Here is a 19,041-nt window from a genome sequence, read left to right as displayed (position 1 = left end):
CTGATCCAGGAGGTCACCATGGCAGACAGCCCAAGTTCCAGCTCCGCCCAACCCACATGCTCATTCTGCGGGATTGAGAAATCCCCCCAGATTCCTCTGATTGCCGGTAACTATGGCCATATTTGCGAGCAATGCGTGAAGCTGGCCTACCAGGTCGTCAGTAGCTGGGGACGGCGTACCAACAACCCGTCCGAGCCAGAATTAAAAACGCCGCTGGCGATCAAGGATTTTCTTGATGAATACATCATTGGCCAGGATGAGGCCAAAAAGACGCTGTCAGTGGCGGTCTACAACCATTACCTGCGGTTGAAATTCCAGGATGGTCAATCCGAATCCAGGATTCCGCTCAATGGCGGCAACGACATGGTGGAGTTGGAAAAGTCCAATATCCTGCTGGCAGGGCCGTCCGGTACGGGTAAAACCCTGCTGGTAAAAACTCTGGCGCGGATCATTGGCGTGCCCTTTGTCATTGGCGATGCAACCACTCTGACCCAGGCTGGCTACGTGGGGGAAGACGTTGACAGCTTGCTCAAGCGTTTACTGGAAGCGGCAGAAGGTGATGTTCAACAGGCCCAGTGGGGCATTGTCTATATTGATGAGATCGACAAGATTGCCCGTCGTGGCGGCGGTGGTGCCAGCGCTCGCGATGTGTCTGGTGAAGGAGTGCAGCAGGCGCTACTGAAAATGGTCGAAGGCAGCGAAGTACGTATTTCTAAATCCGGCCGCCGGGAAGGTGGGGAGGAAGTGGTACTGAACACCCAGAATATTCTGTTTATCGTCGGCGGAGCCTTCCCTGGACTGGCTGAATTGATCAGCAAGCGCTTGCAACCCCCCAAATCCGGTATCGGCTTCAGCGCGCCCATCAATACCGCCACCGCCATCAGTAATGAACAGTTACTGGCGGCGTTGCAGCCAGATGATCTGCTGCAGTTTGGGCTGATCCCTGAGTTTATCGGTCGTTTTCCTGTGATTACTTTCCTGCAGGATCTGGACGTAGACAGCCTGAAACGCATCCTCACGGAACCAAGAAATGCCCTGACCAAACAATACCGTCAGCTGTTTGCATTCCAGAATGTCGGTCTGGAATTTACCGATGATTCTCTGACCTTTATCGCCAAGGAAGCGGTCAAGCGTGGCACGGGTGCCAGGGGCTTGAGAGGGATGATGGAATCCATGCTGCTTTCAACCATGTTTGATCTGCCATCCCGCGCCAATCTGAAATCCTGTACTGTACAGATCTCGGGTGAGGAAGAGGCGGCGCAACTGAGCGTGCGGGAAGAGTTTGGTGATGGTGAAGTACTGCAAGAGCCGTTGCCAACGCCGGTCGTACCCGCTGAAGCCGAAGAGTTGGCTGAGCCATCAGCATCCCGTAGTGGGCAAGCGTTATCCTGAGCAGCAGTTCCGCTTCCCGTTATTTTCAGTCTGTATGCACTGGTACGGATGGGGCGTTATCCCCAGCCGTACCGGTAGCCCTCTAGCGACAAGCCCCGTCTCCTTCAAGGCAGCCTCTTATTTCTGTAATAGTAACTACAAAAAGTAACTACAAAATAGCAACTCAGATCAACTCGGTCATGGGAACTTGGCCACAGGAGAAACCAGCAATGCGGTTGCCGAGGGGAAGCAGAGAGCAGCAGGGGGTAGGCAGGGAATAGAATCGTGAGGGGATAAAGGGAATGTAAAAAGGCACGGCCAGTGGGGATTACTGACCATGCAAGGCTTCGAGGAAGGAAAGCAAACTTACAGTGGCAAGCCAAACTCAGGAGCAATCTGGCTTAACCAGGCATTCAGTCGGTCTTCGGTTAATCCGGCCTGATTATCCAGATCGAGTGCGAGACCAACAAACTTGTCATCGATGACAGCCGCAGATTGTTCAAACTCGTAGCCGTCGGTCGGCCAACTACCAACCAATTTAGCGCCACGCTCGGTGAAAAACTCGTGTAGCTCACCCATTGCGTCAAGGAACTCATCCGGGTAACCGACCTGATCACCAAGACCATAGATCGCTATGGTTTTGCCGCTGAAATCCATCTCTTCGATTTTGGGTAAAAATTCTTCCCAGCTTTCTGCATCACAGTCTGAAGACAGGCCCGGTAACTCGCCGTCACCCAGGGTCGGAGTGCCGATCAAGAGATATTCGTAACTGGCAAACGCATCCGCTTCGGATTTGTTGACGTTGAGCGGTGCGGCCATTATTTCGTCGTCGAATTTCTTTTTGATCATCTTGGCAACCTTGCGGGTTTTACCTGTGTTGCTGCCGAAAAATAGCCCGATTTTGGCCATGCGTTTTCTCCTGTTGGGACGGTAAATAGGCGCTTGCCGTTGGCCGCTTCAGATGTACAAAACGGCTGTCGCTAATAACGAGGTTTTTGCAGGCGTTGTGCCAATTTGTTGGTGCTGTAAGTAGCTGAATTTATAAGAGTTTTTTATTGGGTCTAAGTGGTTGTTGGGAATGCTACAGGCTCAGCGAGTGAATCTTCCCGGCTTTGTTGCTTTTCTTACAAATGCCCACCAGACGAGTAACGGTCAATATTGGCATCAGATATACAGAGTTATAAGGCTCTGATCCTCAAGTTAATCAGTGGTTATCCACAGATGTTGTGTATAAGTTTTAAAAGATGGCACGTTTTTTGGTAGAAAATAAGCCGATGTTAGCCGTGTTAGATAGAACGGTTATATCACTGCTTTGATCATATAAAGTATAATAAAAACAATAGGTTAATGGTTGTTTTTCAGATGTTTCTGGTAGCTTTTAAAGATTATGGAATAAGCCTGATTACGATATAACCAATGAATATTGGTATTTTGTGTTTCAGGTAGAATGGGTTTTATGAAAATAATGTTGCAGACTATCCACAGTTTTTGTGGATAACTTTGGGTGTAAGTTGACAAAAAATCCGCTCAGGCGTGATGGGAGGCCGCACAATGTCAGATTGTGCAAATTTTGATCATTTCCAGTCGGGTAACCTGTTGCCGCATATCATCGTCAGCGTTCGGTCATGCTCCTCGGCAATATGGGCTGTTGGCCGACATTGCCGAGGAGCCGTCTGGGCTCCCGGATTTTGGGCTGGGATTACGAAGGCTGCTGTTGTTTGAGAGTGGCTTTTAATGGTTCGTGCTGGCTGGCATCAAGGCGGGGTCCAAACTGGCTAACCACTTGTGCGGAAGCCGCTGCTGCCAGACGACCTGCGGCCGCAAAATCATGTCCATGGGTCAGGGCATAGAGAAAGGCTCCGGCAAACATGTCACCCGCCCCATTGGTATCGACTGCAGTGACACTGTGCGGCGTAATACGGTGCAGCTGTTCCCCATCCCAGGCCAGGGCACCATCTTTGCCACAGGTAACGGCAAAGGCATGGGCTGTGGCTTTTAGCGCCTCAATGGCTGCATCCAGCGTTGTGGTTTCAGTCAGCAATTGGGCTTCTTGTTCGTTGCAGAACAACAGGTCGACGCCGTCGCCGAGAATTTCCAGTATGCCGCTGCGGAAGTATTGCACCATGGCTGGGTCGGAGCAGGTCATGGCAACCTTGACACCGTGTTTGCGGGCCAGTTCGCGTACCTGGATGGCAGCGGCGCGGGAGGTGTCACCAGTGACCAGATAGCCTTCTATATATACGTAGTCCGAACTGGCAATAGCCTCTTCATTGATGTGGCGGGCGTGGAGATCGGAGGTGATGCCGAGGTAGGTGTTCATGGTGCGTTCGGCATCCGGGGTTACCATGACCAGACACTTGCCGGTGGTGCCGCTCTCGCGGTCGCTGCCGAGGTTGGTCGCAACACCGGCGGCCTTGAGGTCGGTGGCATAAAAATCACCGGATTCGTCGTTGGCAACGTTGCAGGTATAGAAGGTTTTGGCACCGAAGTAGCTGGCACCAATAATGGTGTTGGCGGCGCTGCCACCACAGGCGCGTTTTTTTAGCCCATAGGCTTCTGTCAGTAGCCCCAGCAACTCGGCCAGTTGCTCTTCGTCGATCAGGGTCATCAGACCTTTTTCGATGCCTGCCTTGGCAAAAAAGGCATCATCGACTTCGAATTCTTTGTCGACCAGTGCGTTGCCTATGCCGTAAATGTGATATCCCATGGTGTGTCTCATGTTGTGTCAAAGAGGCGTTCAGTGTAACAAATGCCTGGGGTGACGGGTGACGGGGCACTGTTTGCGGCGGCAACAAGATATCCGGGCCGGTGTTATTGTGGGCAAGACAAGCGTGCCGACTCCCGCCTTCCATGGTTTACGTTTATGATGCTGCGATGAATTCCGTTACCCGTTTCATTCGCCATCATCAACGCATTCGTCATGCGGTGTATCAGACCGAAGCCAATATTTTTCGGGCCATGCTCCGCACCTCATCGATTTTGTTGCTGTTTGTTGGTATCCACACCCTGGCGATGGTCTGGCTGGAGCATATGCCGCTATGGCAGGCCTTCTGGCTAACGCTGACCACACTGGCAACGGTTGGCTACGGGGATGTTGCAGCACGGACACCGATGGGACAGCTGACGACGATTGTGCTGATGTATGGTTGTGGCATCACGCTGATGACGTTTTTGATCAGTGATTATGTCGATTTTCGAATTGCACGGCGGGAGCGTATCCGCACTGGACACTGGGACTGGAACATGGCTGAACATATTCTGATTATTAACGCCCCGAAGTATAACCACGAAGCCTATTTTCTGCGGATGGTGAACCAGATTCGCGAAAGTGGCGAATATACCGATATGCCCATCATGTTGCTGAATCAGGACTTTGCCGATGGCTTGCCAGACAGTCTGCGTCGACTGGGAGTGGTGCATGTGACGGGTCTGGCGAGTCGGCCGGATGACCTGGCGCAGGCGGGAGTTGAGCGGGCGCGGCATATTGTTGTGCTGTCGCGGGATGAATATTCGTCTGACAGTGACAGCTACACCTTTGATGTTTGTTATCGCCTGTATGAACGCCATCTCGGCCCACGGGTGATTGCTGAAGTGGTGGATGATGCCAACCGGCCACGTTTGCGTGATCTGCACATCAAAACGCTGTTGCGTCCGATCCGCTCGTATCCGGAAATTATTGTCCGGGCGATGGTGGCGCCGGGAGTGGAGCTGATTATTGAAGACATGTTTACCCACGCCAATGACCATGCGGTGCGTTATCCTGTTTGGCTGGAGGGCGAACGTTGGGCCGATGTGGTGAATGCGATTGTGCAGAGTAATCTGGGTACACCGCTGGCGTTTGTGTCAAAAGATGGCGAGGTATTCACTCACCCGGATGGCGATGAGCGCATCCATGCACAGTCGATCATTGTCTTGGTTCATACCGAAAAAACCCCCTCTGTGCGTGATATTCAGCGCGCGATTGAAGTTCACTTCAATATCAAACTGGCAACTCTGGAGTAGTCGAGACGTTTGGACAGCACCTGCTGCTGGCTGTTTACAACGTGGGCCGTATTCGGCAGACTATACGAACTTTGTGATCTTATAACATTTCATTCTATTGGCCTGGCCGTGGAGGCATGTTGTTGTTTTCTAGGTCAGTCATGCCGCGTTTCCGCCGTTCATCACGATTAGCCTTGTTGCTCAGCCTGTTGGTGCTGCTGCTGGCCAGTGCCCAGAGCGTGCACGAATTGTTGCTGCACCACGCCCCGGGGGAGCAGTGTGATCTTTGTCGTCTGACTCCAGACGTCAATAGTCCATTGCCTCCCGCAGCGTTGTTTGTTCCGGCGCTGACAAGTAATCCTGCACCAGATGTGGTCATGCCACACTGGCTGCCCGCTCCTCCACCTCCTGTCGGCTCTGCCCGCGCCCCGCCTGTTGTGTGATGTCTTCTCGCAAGCGTTGTTGGAATAACCCGCAGCGCAGCTAACACCAATTCAGATTTTGTCACGCGCCAGGTGCGGTGGCATGGCTATCTCTGTGCCATCTCGATGGCACAACAACAGGAATGGGAAATGCAAAAATATCATCTTGCACGAGCGATAGTCGTCGCTTGTGGTGCGGGAGCGGGTTTGGTCACGGTGCCGTCTGCGGCAGACGAGCAGGCAAATGGCATGAATAGCATGAGTGGTGTCACTGAAGAAATCGTCGTCAAGGCCTCGCCATTACAAAAAAGCCCGGCGGAGTTGGCGCAGTCATCCCTGGTCTTGTCGGAACAGGCGTTACAACGACAGCGAGAAGCAACACTGGGAGCAACTCTGGCGAATCAGCCTGGCATCAGTGCCAGCAGCTTTGGGGCGGCGGTCAGTCGTCCGGTAATTCGTGGGCTGGGAGGATCGCGGGTACAGATACTGGAAGATGGTATGGCGGCGGTGGATGCGTCGACCATCAGCCCGGATCATGCCGTCGCTGTACATATGCACGGCGCCCAGCAGGTGGAAGTGTTGCGTGGCCCAGCGGCGCTGTTGTATGGCAGCGGTGCACTGGGTGGTGTGGTCAATGTGGTGGGTGAGGTTGCGCACGATCCGTCGCAGGATAGCGAGACCCGACTCAACGTCGATTACAGTACCGTTAACCATGGCAAAACGGTGGGGCTGGAGCACCATCAGTACTCTGAATCCCTGGACTGGCATATCGACGCTAGTCAAATGTCGGCAGATGAATACCGGGTGCCATCCGATGGTGGCGAAGTTCATCAGGAAGAGGATGGATCGCTGGAATATCACCGGGCTGAAGCGGCCACTCTGGATAACTCGGATATTGATCATAGTCGTGAACTGGGGCTGGGTGGGCAGTATCGCTTTGATAATGGCCATGTGGGTGTCTCCGTCGGGTATCTGGATTCCGCTTTTGGTTTGCCTGGGCATAGCCATGACGACGAGGATGCTGAAGAAGCAGATACCGCAGCCGAAGAAGAGGGGGATGCCAGGGTGGATCTGGAACAGTGGCGTTTGCATCTGGAGGGCTACTGGGAAAGCCCGATTGCCGCAGTCAAGTCGATCAGTACCCATCTTGCCTATACCGATTATCAGCACAGTGAAGGACACACCGGTGGTCACGATCATGATGAGGCTGATACGGGCGCGTCAGAAGAAACACCTGAGCACGGCATGACCACCTTTAAGCGCAAGGTAACGGATGTTCGTATTGAGCTGACGCTGGAGGAGCTTGCGGGTTGGCAGCAGGTTGTTGGCGGACAAGGCAGCAGCCAGGATTTTTCAGCCTTGGGAGACGAAGCGCTGGTACCGGAAACTGCGACACAAACGCTGGCACTGTTCTGGATGGGCGAGCGTATGCTGGGTGACTGGTCGGTGGAGCTGGGCAGTCGTCTGGACTATACCCGTATTGATCCGGAAGGTGGGCTGGCCTTGCAAGAGGACGATACCTCTTCGGTCTGTGGCATGACCGCTACTGACTATCAGCGTCAGGAGTTTTCGGATGTATCGCTGTCGCTGGGGTTGATCCGTGATTTCATGCTGGGCAACTCCGAAGGTTGGCAGTTTGCCAGTTCATTGACCTCGGCACGTCGTGCCCCAGCAGCTGAGGAACTGTATTCTTGCGGTGCCCATGACTCGACACTGGCTTATGAAATCGGCAACCCTGAACTGACCTCAGAGCAAGCACTGAATGTTGATCTGGGAATTCGCAAGGGGGACGGTGACTGGCAAGGCAGCTTGAGTGTCTACCGCAATCGCATCAATCATTATATTTACAGTGATGCCCAGACCGATGCTGCGGGTTGGTTGCTGGTGGATGATTTGCAGGCTTATCGTTTCGAACAGGCGGATGCCGTGTTGCAAGGTGCGGAGTTGCAAGTGTTCTGGCAGCTACAGGAGAGCCTGCGCTGGTCGTGGCTGGCTGACCGGGTGCGTGGTGAATTCCGTGCAGGCGGCTATCTGCCCAGAATGCCCGCCGATCGTTTGGGTACCGGGCTGGATTGGCAGCAAGATGCTATTAACGGTGACGGCTGGAATGGTTTTGTTTTGCTGACCCGCAACTTCCGTCAGGATCGTCTGGCGCAGTATGAAACGGAGAGCAGTGGTCTCAGTGAAACCCCTACCGCTGCCTTTACCTTGTTGAATGCCGGTGTTGGTTATGCTGCACAACTAACAGACTGGCGCTGGCAAGTGGATCTGAAGGGTAGCAACCTGTTGGATGAAACGGTTCGCTACCATACCTCCTATGTGAAAGACAAATTCCCTCAGCCCGGCAGAGGCGCGTCGCTGGGACTTACGGTTTCGTTCTGAGTCGTTGTTTCTCCTGTCACCAGGCCGATTCCGGCCTGGTTCTGTTTTTCTGCTTGTCCGTCTTGCTTCTCTGTGTGGGTCAGCGTTCTGGCGCTGCGAATCTTCTGGGATCATCTATTACTCGTGCGGAGCTGTGCAGGATTAAATAGATGATCCCTTCTGCTATAGTCGCTGCGTTATTTAGCCGGAGTTCGTGCCAATGCTCAGTCAGTTACTGGCATTACTGTCCGATGGTCGTTTTCATTCCGGGGACGATCTGGGGCAAGTGCTGGGGGTCAGTCGGGCCGCCATATGGAAACAGATGAAGAAACTGGATGAACTGGATATTCCATATTCTTCCGTCAAGGGCAAGGGCTACCGCCTGCAGGATGCCATCGAATTACTCGATCAGGCTGCGATTGAAGCCCAGCTTGCTGCCCGACTGGATCGTCTTGATATCTTGCTGGATGTGGATTCCACCAATAGCTGGTTATTTGAACGAGCGCCCGACCATCTGGGTAAACGTTATGCCGTACTGGCCGAAAAACAGCACAATGGTCGCGGCCGGCGTGGCCGTCATTGGGTGAGTCCATTTGGCAAAAATATCTATCTGTCGTTGCTGGTGACCTTGCCTGGCACTTTGGCGGAGCAGGAAGGACTCAGCCTGATGGTTGCCATTGCGCTGGAAAAGGTATTGGTGACTCTGGGCATTAATGGTGCTGGGCTGAAATGGCCTAACGATGTGTATATCGATGGCAAGAAGGTTGCCGGTATCTTGCTGGAAGGGCGTCAGACGCAACCCGGGTTTTGCCAGATTGTTATCGGCATCGGCCTTAACCTGGCATTGAGTGAGCAGGATGCCGAACGTATCGAACAGCCCTGGACGGCGTTGCATCAATATCACCCCAATTTGTCGCGTAACACCGTTGCCGCCACTCTGCTGCAACAGCTGAACTGGGCGGTGGATGAATTCCAGCGTGAAGGCTTTGGCCCATGGATGGCTTATTGGGCTGAGCGAGATATTTTTTATCGCAAGGATGTTGTGTTGAGCGGAATTGCCGAACCCCGCCACGGTGTGGTCAAGGGTGTGAATCGCAAAGGGGAATTGCTGCTGCAAACCACGCGCGGTATTGAAGTGGTCATCGCAGGAGAGTTGAGTGTCCGTCCTGTTAATTGATGCGGGGAATACCCGTATAAAATGGCGCTATCAAGGCGATGATGGCGCTGTTCATCGTGGCGGCTGTGCCCATGCCGATGTCGCTGCCCAGCAATGGCCGGCCGTTGATCGGGCATTGGTTGCCAGTGTTCATGATAATCCCGGATTGCACCGACAACTGCATCAGCAGTTTGCTGAGCGGCTGGTCTGGCTGTCGCACCCTCTGCTTGACCATGACCACTTTCGGCATTGTTACTCCCATCCTGAGCGTCTTGGCGTCGACCGCTGGTTGGCGATGCTGGGAGCTCGCAAGCACAGTGATGCCGATTTGTTGGTCGTTGATGCGGGGACTGCCCTGACCGTTGATTTTCTGTCGTCAGACAATCAGCATGAAGGTGGTTTTATTGTGCCGGGACTCACATTGGCACAGCAGGCACTCTGGCAAAATACCGAACGCGTACGCCCTTATCAGGACGAGGTTGCCAGCGAACAACTGCAACCAGGCCGTGATACTGTGCAATGTGTCACCGCCGGGATCCGGCGTCAGCAGATTGCTTTTGTTCGTAGTGTGCTGGATGACTTTACCGGCTATGTCCCCTTGTTTACCGGTGGTGATGGCGAGTGGCTGGCTGTAGCAATGGACGTGCCTTATTGGCCTGAGCTTATCTTTGACGGACTGGATACCTTATGCGCTGGATATTTTTCTGCCTGGTAGCAGGCAACTTGCTGGCTCTGATTGTTTACTGGCAACAGCAATCACCAACGCCGGTTAATACGTCTGCAGACCTTGAAATTGCGTCAGGGCAACGACTGACGCTGGTGTCGGAGGCGGCGGTCACACTGCCCAAGGCGAAGGACTCACAGAGCCGGATGAGCAAGGGTAACAAACGCTGTTTTGTGCTCGGCCCTTATCAGGATGAGCTGGATGCACGCCATGCTCGGGCTCGGGCTGAAGCGCTGGGGATGGCCGGTAGAACGACCAAAACAGAATTGCCCGGCGGGGAACCGCGTGAATTCTGGGTGCATGTACCACCGCGTGCCAGCCGGGATGCGGCAATCCGGGTGCTGAAGGAATTACAGCGCCGTGGCATCGATAGTTACATCATCACCAAGGGTGAGCTGTCCGAAGGGGTTTCGCTGGGACTGTTCCGCCAGCGTGAGTCTGCGGAACAGCTGGTGGAGCGGGTGAAAAAATACGCTATCCCGGTTGCTGTTCGGGAGGTTCGGGACATCGCAGAAGAGTTCTGGTTTGAAGTCCCGGTGACGGATGAATTTGGTGAGCGCTTGCGGCAGCGAGTCATGGCGGATGATCGCGGTGTCTCCTGGCAAATGAGCCAGTGCGAGTGATAACGCTCGCCCGTCATAACCGGAATCAACAAAAAAAATGATGTAAATAACAAAAAGTGTTGACAGGTCTGGGGTGCAGTCATATATTACGCGCCACTTCGGTGGGGTTCCCGAGCGGCCAAAGGGATCAGACTGTAAATCTGACGCGAAAGCTTCGCTGGTTCGAATCCAGCCCCCACCACCAATATTCAGAATCAACGCAATGTCGATGATTTGACAGGAGCGAGGCCTGTGGTTCCGGCTTCGGCCTGAAGGTTCGCGGGTATGGTACAATGGTAGAACCTCAGCCTTCCAAGCTGATGATGCGGGTTCGATTCCCGCTACCCGCTCCAGATTACTAGTTTTGCTGATATAGCTCAGGCGGTAGAGCGCATCCTTGGTAAGGATGAGGTCCCCAGTTCGATTCTGGGTATCAGCACCATTGAATTAAATTGCAGAAAGGTGGGCTGATGCCTGCCTTTTTGTGCATCTGTCGGTCTGAAATCTACTACCACGTAAGAGAGAGAAGGTCATGGCTAAGGCAACGTTTGAACGTTCCAAACCCCACGTAAACGTAGGTACTATTGGTCACGTTGACCATGGTAAAACCACTCTGACTGCGGCTCTGACTCGCGTATGTGCTGAAGTATGGGGCGGCGCAGCCGTTGCATTCGACGGTATCGACAACGCACCAGAAGAGCGTGAGCGCGGTATCACCATCTCAACTTCTCACGTTGAGTACGAATCTCCAAACCGTCACTACGCGCACGTAGATTGCCCAGGACACGCGGATTATGTGAAAAACATGATCACCGGTGCTGCGCAGATGGACGGTGCGATCCTGGTATGTGGTTCGACTGACGGCCCAATGCCGCAGACTCGTGAACACATCCTGCTGTCCCGTCAGGTGGGTGTCCCTTACATCCTGGTATTCCTGAACAAGGCCGACCTGCTGGCTGAAGACTGCGGTGGCGCAGACTCAGAAGAATACGCAGAGATGCTGGAACTGGTCGAAATGGAACTGCGTGACCTGCTGTCCGAATACGACTTCCCCGGTGACGACACCCCCATCATCCCAGGTTCAGCGCTGATGGCCCTGAATGGAGAAGATGACAACGAAATGGGAACTACCGCAGTACGTAAGCTGGTAGAAACCCTGGACAGCTACATTCCTGAGCCAGAGCGTGCGATTGACGGTGCTTTCATTATGCCGATCGAAGACGTTTTCTCGATTCAGGGTCGTGGTACCGTTGTTACCGGTCGTGTTGAGCGCGGTATCGTCCGTACTGGTGAAGAAGTCGCCATTATCGGCATCAAGGACACCATCAAGACCATCTGTACCGGTGTTGAAATGTTCCGCAAGATTCTGGACGAAGGCCGTGCGGGTGAAAACGTCGGCGTTCTGCTGCGTGGTACCAAGCGTGACGAAGTCGAACGTGGGCAGGTACTGGCGAAGCCAGGTTCTATCACCCCTCACACCAAGTTCGAATCCGAAGTTTACGTACTGGGTAAAGATGAAGGTGGTCGTCATACCCCATTCTTCAAAGGTTACCGTCCCCAGTTCTACTTCCGTACCACCGACGTCACCGGTGCGTGTGAACTGCCAGAAGGCGTGGAAATGGTCATGCCAGGTGACAACGTTCAGCTGACCATTACCCTGATCGCGCCGATTGCGATGGATGAAGGTCTGCGCTTCGCGATTCGTGAAGGTGGCCGTACCGTTGGTGCTGGCGTTGTAGCCAAGATCGTCGAGTAAGACCAAACGTCGGGGCTGAGTTATTCGGCCCAGATCAAAAAAAGCCCCGCTCCGTCGGGGCTTTTTTTGTGCCTGAGAAAAGCCGACAGGGTGGTTATTCAGGGCTGATTGGTGGCTATGATTATAGTGCAGGATCTATTACGACGAGACAGGACAGCTGCAGGCTGTTGGCAGTGCCGTTGTAAACAGTGCTCGTCGGGTTTTGTATGGTCTGGCCCCGTATGGTTTGCTTTCGGCTGATCTGGCTGTAACCTGCTGCTCTACTTGGCTGCGTGTTTACAGGGATTGTATGAAATCGATTACCTTTATCTGCTTGCTTGTTTCTTGCTCTCTGGCTGTTGCGGATGCGTCTGACGACAGCTATTCCCTTTTATCGCTGCTTTTTAATGACTCGGATTTTGAGCAGCGGCATGTTGATCACCTGCAGAAAATCTGGCGTAGCCAGATCGAAAACGACGCCTTGACCGGTGAAAACATTACTGATCAGTATTATACCAATGCTTTGAATATACGTGCTTATGCCAATCTTGAAGGTGGTTTTCTGCTGGATGGCTGGCGCTTGTATGGTTTTCGCTGTGGCCCTGATGGGACACATGGCAGCTGTGACAGTGCCTCAAGATCAAATGTCAGTAATCGTGACCTCAAACTGGTGACCTACGGCTACAGTATGGGTCACAAGATGTACACCCCGTATCAGCATGCCGGTGAAGGAGAGATGACTCCGGCAGGTTTTCAGTACAAGGCCAATGCTGAATATTTTGATCGTCCGTTTGCAGCCTGGGCAAATATTGCCCGTAATATCACTATTCGTGGTTTGGATGGTTATACCGAGCATGAAATGTCTGTTGGTGTCGTCGGTCCTGCGGCGGCGGGGCGGTGGGTGCAAGAAAATGCTCATCAGTATCCTTTCAAGGGAGCTTATCCGATAGATGGCTGGGAAACCCAGGTAGAAAACCGTTTAGCCTTACAGTACACCGGTAAGTACGCCAGACATCTGTTGCAGGGGGATATGTTATGGGGACATCTGGCGATCAGCCATTTTGCCAAGGCTGAACTGGGAACGATTATCGGTCGGGTGGGTTATGGGGCGGAGTTGGCGATGGTTTGGCCTCAGGCTCGCCGTTGCGAACGTTTTGCTGCCAGTAAAATGCTGTTTGTCAGTACGGTAGCTGAGCAGGGAATTCCTCTCGCGGAGAAGTTTGACGTGTATACCCGCGAGCTGCAGGCGTATTTGTCGGGTGATAACTATATTCCGAATCGTATCTATCTGCGCATCCAAACCTTGTTGGTAGCGTTGGAGAGTGTGAATGATCAGGATATGGCGGATGTTTACCGGGTATTGGAGCAAGCCCAGGCAGAGTTGCAGGCGTTAAATAGCGAGATGCAGAACCTTGCCCTGACCAGCTGCAATCCGGCCGGGTTCTATACTGAAATTAACGGTAATGTCAGCGGTCATTATGTCGCCTATAACTACCTGATCGACGATGGCATCCATGTACCTGCCGGGAGTAATCCGAACAGTACAAACCCGGTGATGCAGCAGGGTGGCACCCTCAAGGTACATCGTAATCCCTGGATTGCGTCGGCATCGTTCGGGGTCATGGTTGGCTGGAGAGATAGTTGGGGATTTGGTGCCCGCTACAATTACCGCACAGAAGAAACGCTGGAGCAAAAAGAACAGCATGCCTGGGCTGAGTTGCTGGTAGAAGGGAAGTCGGACTGGGCGGCGGCATTTATTCCGGCGCTGCTGCTTGTGGCGACCTATCACAATCGCGACAACTGGCCTGACTGATATAGCTCCGGTCGGACAATAAAAACCCCCGCACAGCGTGTACTGTGCGGGGGTTTTTAGTGTGTGCGAAGATTAACCTTCGGCTTTGCGAGCCTTGGTTTCTGCAATGACCTTCTCGGCTACCTGTGCCGGGCAAGGCATGTAGTGAGAGAATTCCATTGAGAACTGACCGCGACCAGAAGTGATGGTCCGCAGGTGTCCGATGTAGCCAAACATCTCGGATAGCGGAACGTCTGCCTTGATGCGAACGCCGGTGGTGCCTGCTTCCTGATCCTTGATCATGCCGCGACGACGGTTCAGGTCGCCAATAACATCACCCACGTTGTCATCGGGGGAGAATACATCCACTTTCATGATCGGTTCGATCAGCTGTGGACCGGCCTTCGGCATGGATTGACGGAAAGCGCCTTTTGCTGCGATTTCGAATGCGATCGCAGAGGAGTCAACGGCGTGGTAAGAACCATCATACAGTTCAACTTCAACATCCAGCACCGGGAAGCCTGCCAGGGTGCCTTCGTTCATCATGGACTTGAAGCCCTTCTCGACGGCTGGCCAGAATTCCTTCGGAACGTTACCGCCAACAACGGCTGACTTGAACTGGTAGCCAGTACCTGGTTCGCCAGGCTTGATGCGGTAATCGATCTTGCCGTATTGACCGGAACCACCAGACTGTTTCTTGTGGGTGTAGGTGTCTTCAATCGGCAGGGTGATGGTTTCGCGGTAGGCAACCTGCGGCTGACCAACGACCAATTCAACGCCGTAGGTACGCTTGAGGATGTCGACTTTAATATCCAGGTGCAGCTCGCCCATGCCTTTCAGAATGGTTTCGCCGGAGTCAATGTCCGTTTCAACCTGGAAAGTAGGATCTTCTGCCACCATCTTGCCGATGGCGATACCCATCTTGTCAACGCCACCCTTGTCTTTCGGGCTTACGGCGATGGAAATTACCGGCTCAGGGAACACCATGGCTTCCAGAGTACATTCATGCTTGGGATCACACAGGGTATGACCAGTCTGAACGTTTTTCATGCCAACGATGGCGAGAATGTCACCCGCCTGGGCACTGCTGATTTCCTTGCGGTCATCAGCCTGCATCTCAACCATACGGCCAACACGCTCGGTTTTGCCGGTGAAGCTGTTCAGGATGGTGTCACCCTTGTTCAGCGTGCCGGAGTAAACACGTATGAAAGTCAGGGCGCCGAAACGGTCATCCATGATCTTGAAGGCCAGTGCGCGGAATGGCTCGTCTGCCGATACGATGGCTTTTGCGCCAGTCGGGTTGCCTTCTTCATCGGTCAGGTCTTGTGGATCGACCTCATCCGGTGATGGCAGGTAGTCAACCACGGCATCCAGAACCAGTTGAACGCCTTTGTTCTTGAAGGCAGAACCACAATAAGTCGGGAAGAACTGCAGGGTACGAGTACCTTCACGAATACAACGCTTGATGTCTTCCATAGAAGGCTCGGTGCCTTCTTCCAGGTATTCCATCAGCAAGTCTTCGTCGACTTCCAGCGCAGTTTCGATCAGCTCGGTGCGATAGGCTTCAACGTCGTCCAGCATGTCTGCTGGCACGTCAGTGATTTCGTAATTTTCTGGCAGGCCAGAGTCATCCCATACGTAGGCTTTTTGGCTCAGCAGGTCAACAACACCAACAAATTCGTCTTCGGTGCCGATGGGCAGAACCATAACCAGCGGGCGGGCGGCCAGTACATTTTTGACCTGGTCGACAACGCGGAAGAAGTCGGCACCGAGGCGGTCCAGCTTGTTCACGAAGATAACACGGGCGACTTCGGAGTCGTTGGCGTAGCGCCAGTTGGTCTCAGACTGTGGCTCAACACCACCGGAACCGCAGAATACGCCGATACCGCCATCCAGTACTTTCAGTGAACGGTATACTTCGACGGTGAAGTCAACGTGTCCAGGAGTATCGATGACGTTAAAGCGGTGATCCTTCCAGAAGCAGGTAACAGCGGCCGACTGAATGGTAATACCACGTTCTGCCTCCTGTTCCATGAAGTCTGTGGTGGACTCGCCATCGTGTACTTCACCGGTTTTGTGAATCATGCCGGTCAGCTTCAGGATACGTTCGGTTGTAGTGGTCTTACCAGCGTCAACGTGAGCGAAGATGCCGATGTTTCTGTATTTGGATAAGTCAGTCATAGCGCACTCGATAAGCAAAGTGAAAATCGGTCGCCAATTTACAGGTTTTTCAGTCGTTTTTGATCACCCCAGGCAAAGAAATCGTAATAAAAAGCCGTTTTAGCCATTATTTTTTGTAAAAGCCGCCTGAGTTTGGTGTTTCGGGGTTTGAAATGCCGTTGGTGTTGGTCAAGCGTTGCTGTTTTGGCTAATATTGATAGTAATGATTCTTGTTTGTCTGGCAGCTGATTGCGGATGATCGTGGATAAGATCGTGGATAAGAGGTACCAGTAAAATGACGATAACAGCAGCAAGTGAAAAATAGCTCTGGTGTATCTGTGGTTGCCTATGTATTATCTGCCCTCGTCTGAAACGGACATCTTTTCGTCTCGCGTTCGCGCAGGCGTTCAGTCGTGAATTGCAAGTTTTGAACCATGTTGGGTTGCAATCTGCAGAAGGTGCTGTATAGTGCAGCGCCCTTATAAAGTGTATTAGGCCAGTAGTTCAATTGGTAGAGCGTCGGTCTCCAAAACCGAAAGTTGTGGGTTCGAGTCCCTCCTGGCCTGCCAAATATCCTGATGGTAGCTTCGGCTGCCATTTTTGGCTTCAGGGAATTGTAATGAGTACCGATAGCAAAACAGCAGGTTCGTCGATGGATGTTGTCAAGTGGTTGTTGGCTGTTGCTTTTTTGGCGGCGGCTGTAGTTGGCAATTATATGTATGCCGATGCGCCTTTTCTGTATCGGATTCTCGCTGTCGTTGTCTTGATGTTGGTGAGCGCAGCTGCTGCACTGACAACTTTTCAGGGCAAGGCATTTATGCAGCTTCTCAAAGAAGCCAACGTCGAACGTCGCAAGGTGGTTTGGCCGACACGCCAGGAAACAACTCAGATGACATTGATGGTCGTGGTGGTTGTGGTTGTTATGGCACTGGTGTTGTGGGGTCTGGATTCGTTGCTCGGTTGGGCAATTTCCGCGCTGATTGGTTGAGGTAGAGTATGGCAATGCGTTGGTATGTGGTTCACGCCTACTCCGGTTATGAGAAGCGTGTGCAGGGTGCTTTGTTGGAACGTATCGAGCGCCTGGGAATGCAGGATCAGTTTGGGGACGTGTTGGTTCCTACTGAAGAAGTGGTTGAAGTCCGCGATGGCAAGAAGCGCAAGAGTCAGCGTCGCTTCTATCCTGGTTATGTCCTCGTGCAGATGGAAATGAATGATGATACCTGGCATCTGGTAAAACAGACTGACCGGGTGATGGGCTTTATTGGTGGTACGGCAGACAAGCCTGCGCCGATCTCCCCGAAAGAGGCAGACGCCATTTTGCGTCGTGTTGAAGAAGGTGTTGATCGTCCAACACACAAGACCATCTACGAGCCGGGTGAAGTGGTCCGTGTTACCGAAGGTCCCTTTGCAGACTTTAATGGTGTGGTCGAGAGTGTTGATTACGACAAGTCTCGCGTTCAGGTTGCTGTGACTATTTTTGGTCGTTCAACCCCGGTCGAGCTCGAATTTACGCAGATCGAAAAGTCGGTCTGATTTCAGGTGATCTTCAGCGTTGCTGAAGCACAGGGGAGCCCGCAAGGGCGATACTACCCATTTGGAGTAAAACATGGCTAAGAAAGTAGAGGGCTATATCAAGTTGCAGGTTGCAGCTGGTAAAGCAAACCCAAGTCCGCCGGTTGGTCCGGCGCTGGGTCAGAAAGGTTTGAACATTATGGAATTCTGTAAGGCATTTAATGCCCAGACTTCCAGTATGGAACCTGGTGCGCCGGTACCGGTCATTATCACTGCCTACAGTGATCGTTCCTTTACCTTTGAACTGAAGACGCCTCCTGCGTCCTTCTTGCTGAAAAAAGCGGCTGGTATTACCAGTGGTTCGCCGCGTCCGAATACCCAAAAAGTGGGTACGGTCAATCGCGCTCAGCTGGAAGAAATTGCTACCACCAAAATGGCTGACCTGACGGCAGCTGATATGGATGCGGCAGTTCGTACAATTGCTGGTTCTGCCCGTGCGATGGGTTTGAATGTAGAGGGAGTTGAGTAATGGCCAAGCTGACCAAACGTCAAAAGCTGATTGCGGAAAAAGTAGAAGCTGGCAAGGTTTACTCTTTTGAAGATGCCGTGTCTGTACTGTCTTCACTGCCTGCTGCCAAGTTCCGTGAATCTCTAGATGTTGCTGTGAATCTCGGCATCGATGCCCGTAAATCAGATCAGAACGTGCGCAGCTCCACTGTACTGCCAAACGGTACTGGCAAGACCATGCGTGTTGCTGTATTCACCCAGGGTGCCAATGCGGAAGCCGCCACGGCTGCCGGTGCTGATGAAGTGGGTATGGAAGATCTGGCAGCAAAGATCAAAGGCGGCGACTTGGCCTTTGATGTTGTGATTGCTTCCCCGGATGCGATGCGTGTTGTTGGCCAGTTGGGTCAGGTTCTGGGCCCTCGTGGTCTGATGCCGAACCCGAAGGTTGGTACTGTAACACCCGATGTTGCCACTGCTGTGAAGAACGCCAAGGCTGGTCAGGTGCGTTACCGCAACGACAAGAACGGTATTATTCACACCACTATTGGCAAGGTCGATTTTGACGCCGACGCGTTGAAAGAAAACCTGACTGTGCTGCTGGCAGACCTGAAAAAGGTCAAGCCAACATCCGCCAAAGGTGTCTACATGAAGAAGGTAACCATCAGTACCACTATGGGTCCTGGTCTGGTTGTCGATCATTCTGCGCTGGACATCTAGG

At 52.9% G+C, this 19,041-nt stretch carries 15 protein-coding genes, 4 tRNA genes and 1 pseudogene; 17 read left to right on the top strand and 3 right to left on the bottom strand.

Annotated elements, in window-relative coordinates; genetic code table 11:
- Nucleotides 1-18: 18 nt before the first annotated feature.
- A pseudogene (clpX, locus tag SOJ49_RS16785) lies at nucleotides 19-1,254 on the top strand (ATP-dependent Clp protease ATP-binding subunit ClpX); the annotation flags it as partial.
- A gap of 483 nt (nucleotides 1,255-1,737) precedes the next feature.
- Here the strand turns inward: clpX and SOJ49_RS16780 are convergent.
- Both SOJ49_RS16780 and SOJ49_RS16775 read right to left on the bottom strand, forming a co-directional pair.
- Nucleotides 1,738-2,280, bottom strand: coding sequence for a flavodoxin (locus SOJ49_RS16780; RefSeq protein WP_369855633.1), 543 nt, complete (start codon nucleotides 2,278-2,280; stop codon nucleotides 1,738-1,740).
- A 790-nt stretch (nucleotides 2,281-3,070) separates the two neighbouring features.
- Nucleotides 3,071-4,078, bottom strand: a complete 1,008-nt coding sequence (locus SOJ49_RS16775; protein WP_369855632.1) for an adenosine kinase — start codon at nucleotides 4,076-4,078, stop codon at nucleotides 3,071-3,073.
- A 167-nt stretch (nucleotides 4,079-4,245) separates the two neighbouring features.
- Between SOJ49_RS16775 and SOJ49_RS16770 the strand changes: the two genes are divergently transcribed.
- The 11 genes from SOJ49_RS16770 to SOJ49_RS16720 all read left to right on the top strand — a co-directional run bounded on the left by SOJ49_RS16770 (nucleotide 4,246) and on the right by SOJ49_RS16720 (nucleotide 14,165).
- A complete protein-coding gene (locus tag SOJ49_RS16770; RefSeq protein WP_369855631.1) occupies nucleotides 4,246-5,373 on the top strand; it encodes a potassium channel family protein in 1,128 nt (375 codons plus the stop codon).
- 140 nt (nucleotides 5,374-5,513) lie between these two features.
- The gene (locus tag SOJ49_RS16765) at nucleotides 5,514-5,795 is read left to right on the top strand and encodes a hypothetical protein (protein ID WP_369855630.1); all 282 of its coding nucleotides are present in this window, start codon (nucleotides 5,514-5,516) and stop codon (nucleotides 5,793-5,795) included.
- A gap of 129 nt (nucleotides 5,796-5,924) precedes the next feature.
- Entirely contained in the window at nucleotides 5,925-8,156 is a 2,232-nt protein-coding gene (locus tag SOJ49_RS16760; protein ID WP_369855629.1) for a TonB-dependent receptor, read from the top strand.
- A gap of 199 nt (nucleotides 8,157-8,355) precedes the next feature.
- Entirely contained in the window at nucleotides 8,356-9,312 is a 957-nt protein-coding gene (gene birA / locus SOJ49_RS16755) for a bifunctional biotin--[acetyl-CoA-carboxylase] ligase/biotin operon repressor BirA (RefSeq protein WP_369855628.1), read from the top strand.
- Complete coding sequence (locus tag SOJ49_RS16750; RefSeq protein WP_369855627.1) at nucleotides 9,293-10,006, top strand: type III pantothenate kinase; 714 nt, start codon at nucleotides 9,293-9,295, stop codon at nucleotides 10,004-10,006. Before birA ends, SOJ49_RS16750 begins: the two co-directional genes overlap by 20 nt.
- Entirely contained in the window at nucleotides 9,979-10,638 is a 660-nt protein-coding gene (locus SOJ49_RS16745) for a hypothetical protein (protein WP_369855626.1), read from the top strand. The genes SOJ49_RS16750 and SOJ49_RS16745 overlap by 28 nt, the downstream gene beginning before the upstream one ends.
- 100 nt (nucleotides 10,639-10,738) lie before the next feature.
- Nucleotides 10,739-10,822, top strand: a tRNA-Tyr gene (locus tag SOJ49_RS16740).
- Nucleotides 10,823-10,896: 74 nt separating this feature from the next.
- A tRNA-Gly gene (locus SOJ49_RS16735) sits at nucleotides 10,897-10,970 on the top strand.
- Nucleotides 10,971-10,983: 13 nt separating this feature from the next.
- Nucleotides 10,984-11,059 (top strand) — tRNA-Thr (locus SOJ49_RS16730).
- A gap of 90 nt (nucleotides 11,060-11,149) precedes the next feature.
- Entirely contained in the window at nucleotides 11,150-12,373 is a 1,224-nt protein-coding gene (tuf, locus tag SOJ49_RS16725; RefSeq protein ID WP_369855604.1) for an elongation factor Tu, read from the top strand.
- Nucleotides 12,374-12,662: 289 nt separating this feature from the next.
- Nucleotides 12,663-14,165 carry a lipid A-modifier LpxR family protein gene (locus tag SOJ49_RS16720; protein WP_369855625.1) on the top strand — a complete coding sequence of 501 codons (1,503 nt, stop codon included), beginning with the start codon at nucleotides 12,663-12,665 and terminating at the stop codon, nucleotides 14,163-14,165.
- A gap of 72 nt (nucleotides 14,166-14,237) precedes the next feature.
- Here SOJ49_RS16720 and fusA read toward each other — a convergent pair whose 3' ends face one another.
- Nucleotides 14,238-16,325 carry an elongation factor G gene (gene fusA / locus SOJ49_RS16715; RefSeq protein WP_369855624.1) on the bottom strand — a complete coding sequence of 696 codons (2,088 nt, stop codon included), beginning with the start codon at nucleotides 16,323-16,325 and terminating at the stop codon, nucleotides 14,238-14,240.
- 472 nt (nucleotides 16,326-16,797) lie between these two features.
- Here fusA and SOJ49_RS16710 point away from each other — a divergent pair.
- The 5 genes from SOJ49_RS16710 (at nucleotide 16,798) to rplA (ending at nucleotide 19,040) form a co-directional block, all read left to right on the top strand.
- Nucleotides 16,798-16,873 (top strand) — tRNA-Trp (locus SOJ49_RS16710).
- Nucleotides 16,874-16,923: 50 nt separating this feature from the next.
- Nucleotides 16,924-17,292: a preprotein translocase subunit SecE gene (secE, locus tag SOJ49_RS16705; protein WP_369855623.1), complete on the top strand. Its 369-nt coding sequence runs from the start codon at nucleotides 16,924-16,926 to the stop codon at nucleotides 17,290-17,292.
- Nucleotides 17,293-17,300: 8 nt separating this feature from the next.
- Entirely contained in the window at nucleotides 17,301-17,837 is a 537-nt protein-coding gene (nusG, locus tag SOJ49_RS16700; protein WP_303434747.1) for a transcription termination/antitermination protein NusG, read from the top strand.
- Nucleotides 17,838-17,910: 73 nt separating this feature from the next.
- Entirely contained in the window at nucleotides 17,911-18,345 is a 435-nt protein-coding gene (gene rplK, locus SOJ49_RS16695) for a 50S ribosomal protein L11 (RefSeq protein ID WP_369855622.1), read from the top strand.
- Nucleotides 18,345-19,040: a 50S ribosomal protein L1 gene (rplA, locus tag SOJ49_RS16690; protein ID WP_369855621.1), complete on the top strand. Its 696-nt coding sequence runs from the start codon at nucleotides 18,345-18,347 to the stop codon at nucleotides 19,038-19,040. Before rplK ends, rplA begins: the two co-directional genes overlap by 1 nt.
- Nucleotide 19,041 lies beyond the last annotated feature (1 nt).

Source organism: Candidatus Thalassolituus haligoni (assembly GCF_041222825.1).
In the GTDB taxonomy this organism is placed as follows: domain Bacteria; phylum Pseudomonadota; class Gammaproteobacteria; order Pseudomonadales; family Oceanobacteraceae; genus Oceanobacter; species Oceanobacter antarcticus.
Note: the sequence above shows the minus strand (reverse complement) of the source record. Positions and strands in the feature narration are given on the sequence as shown.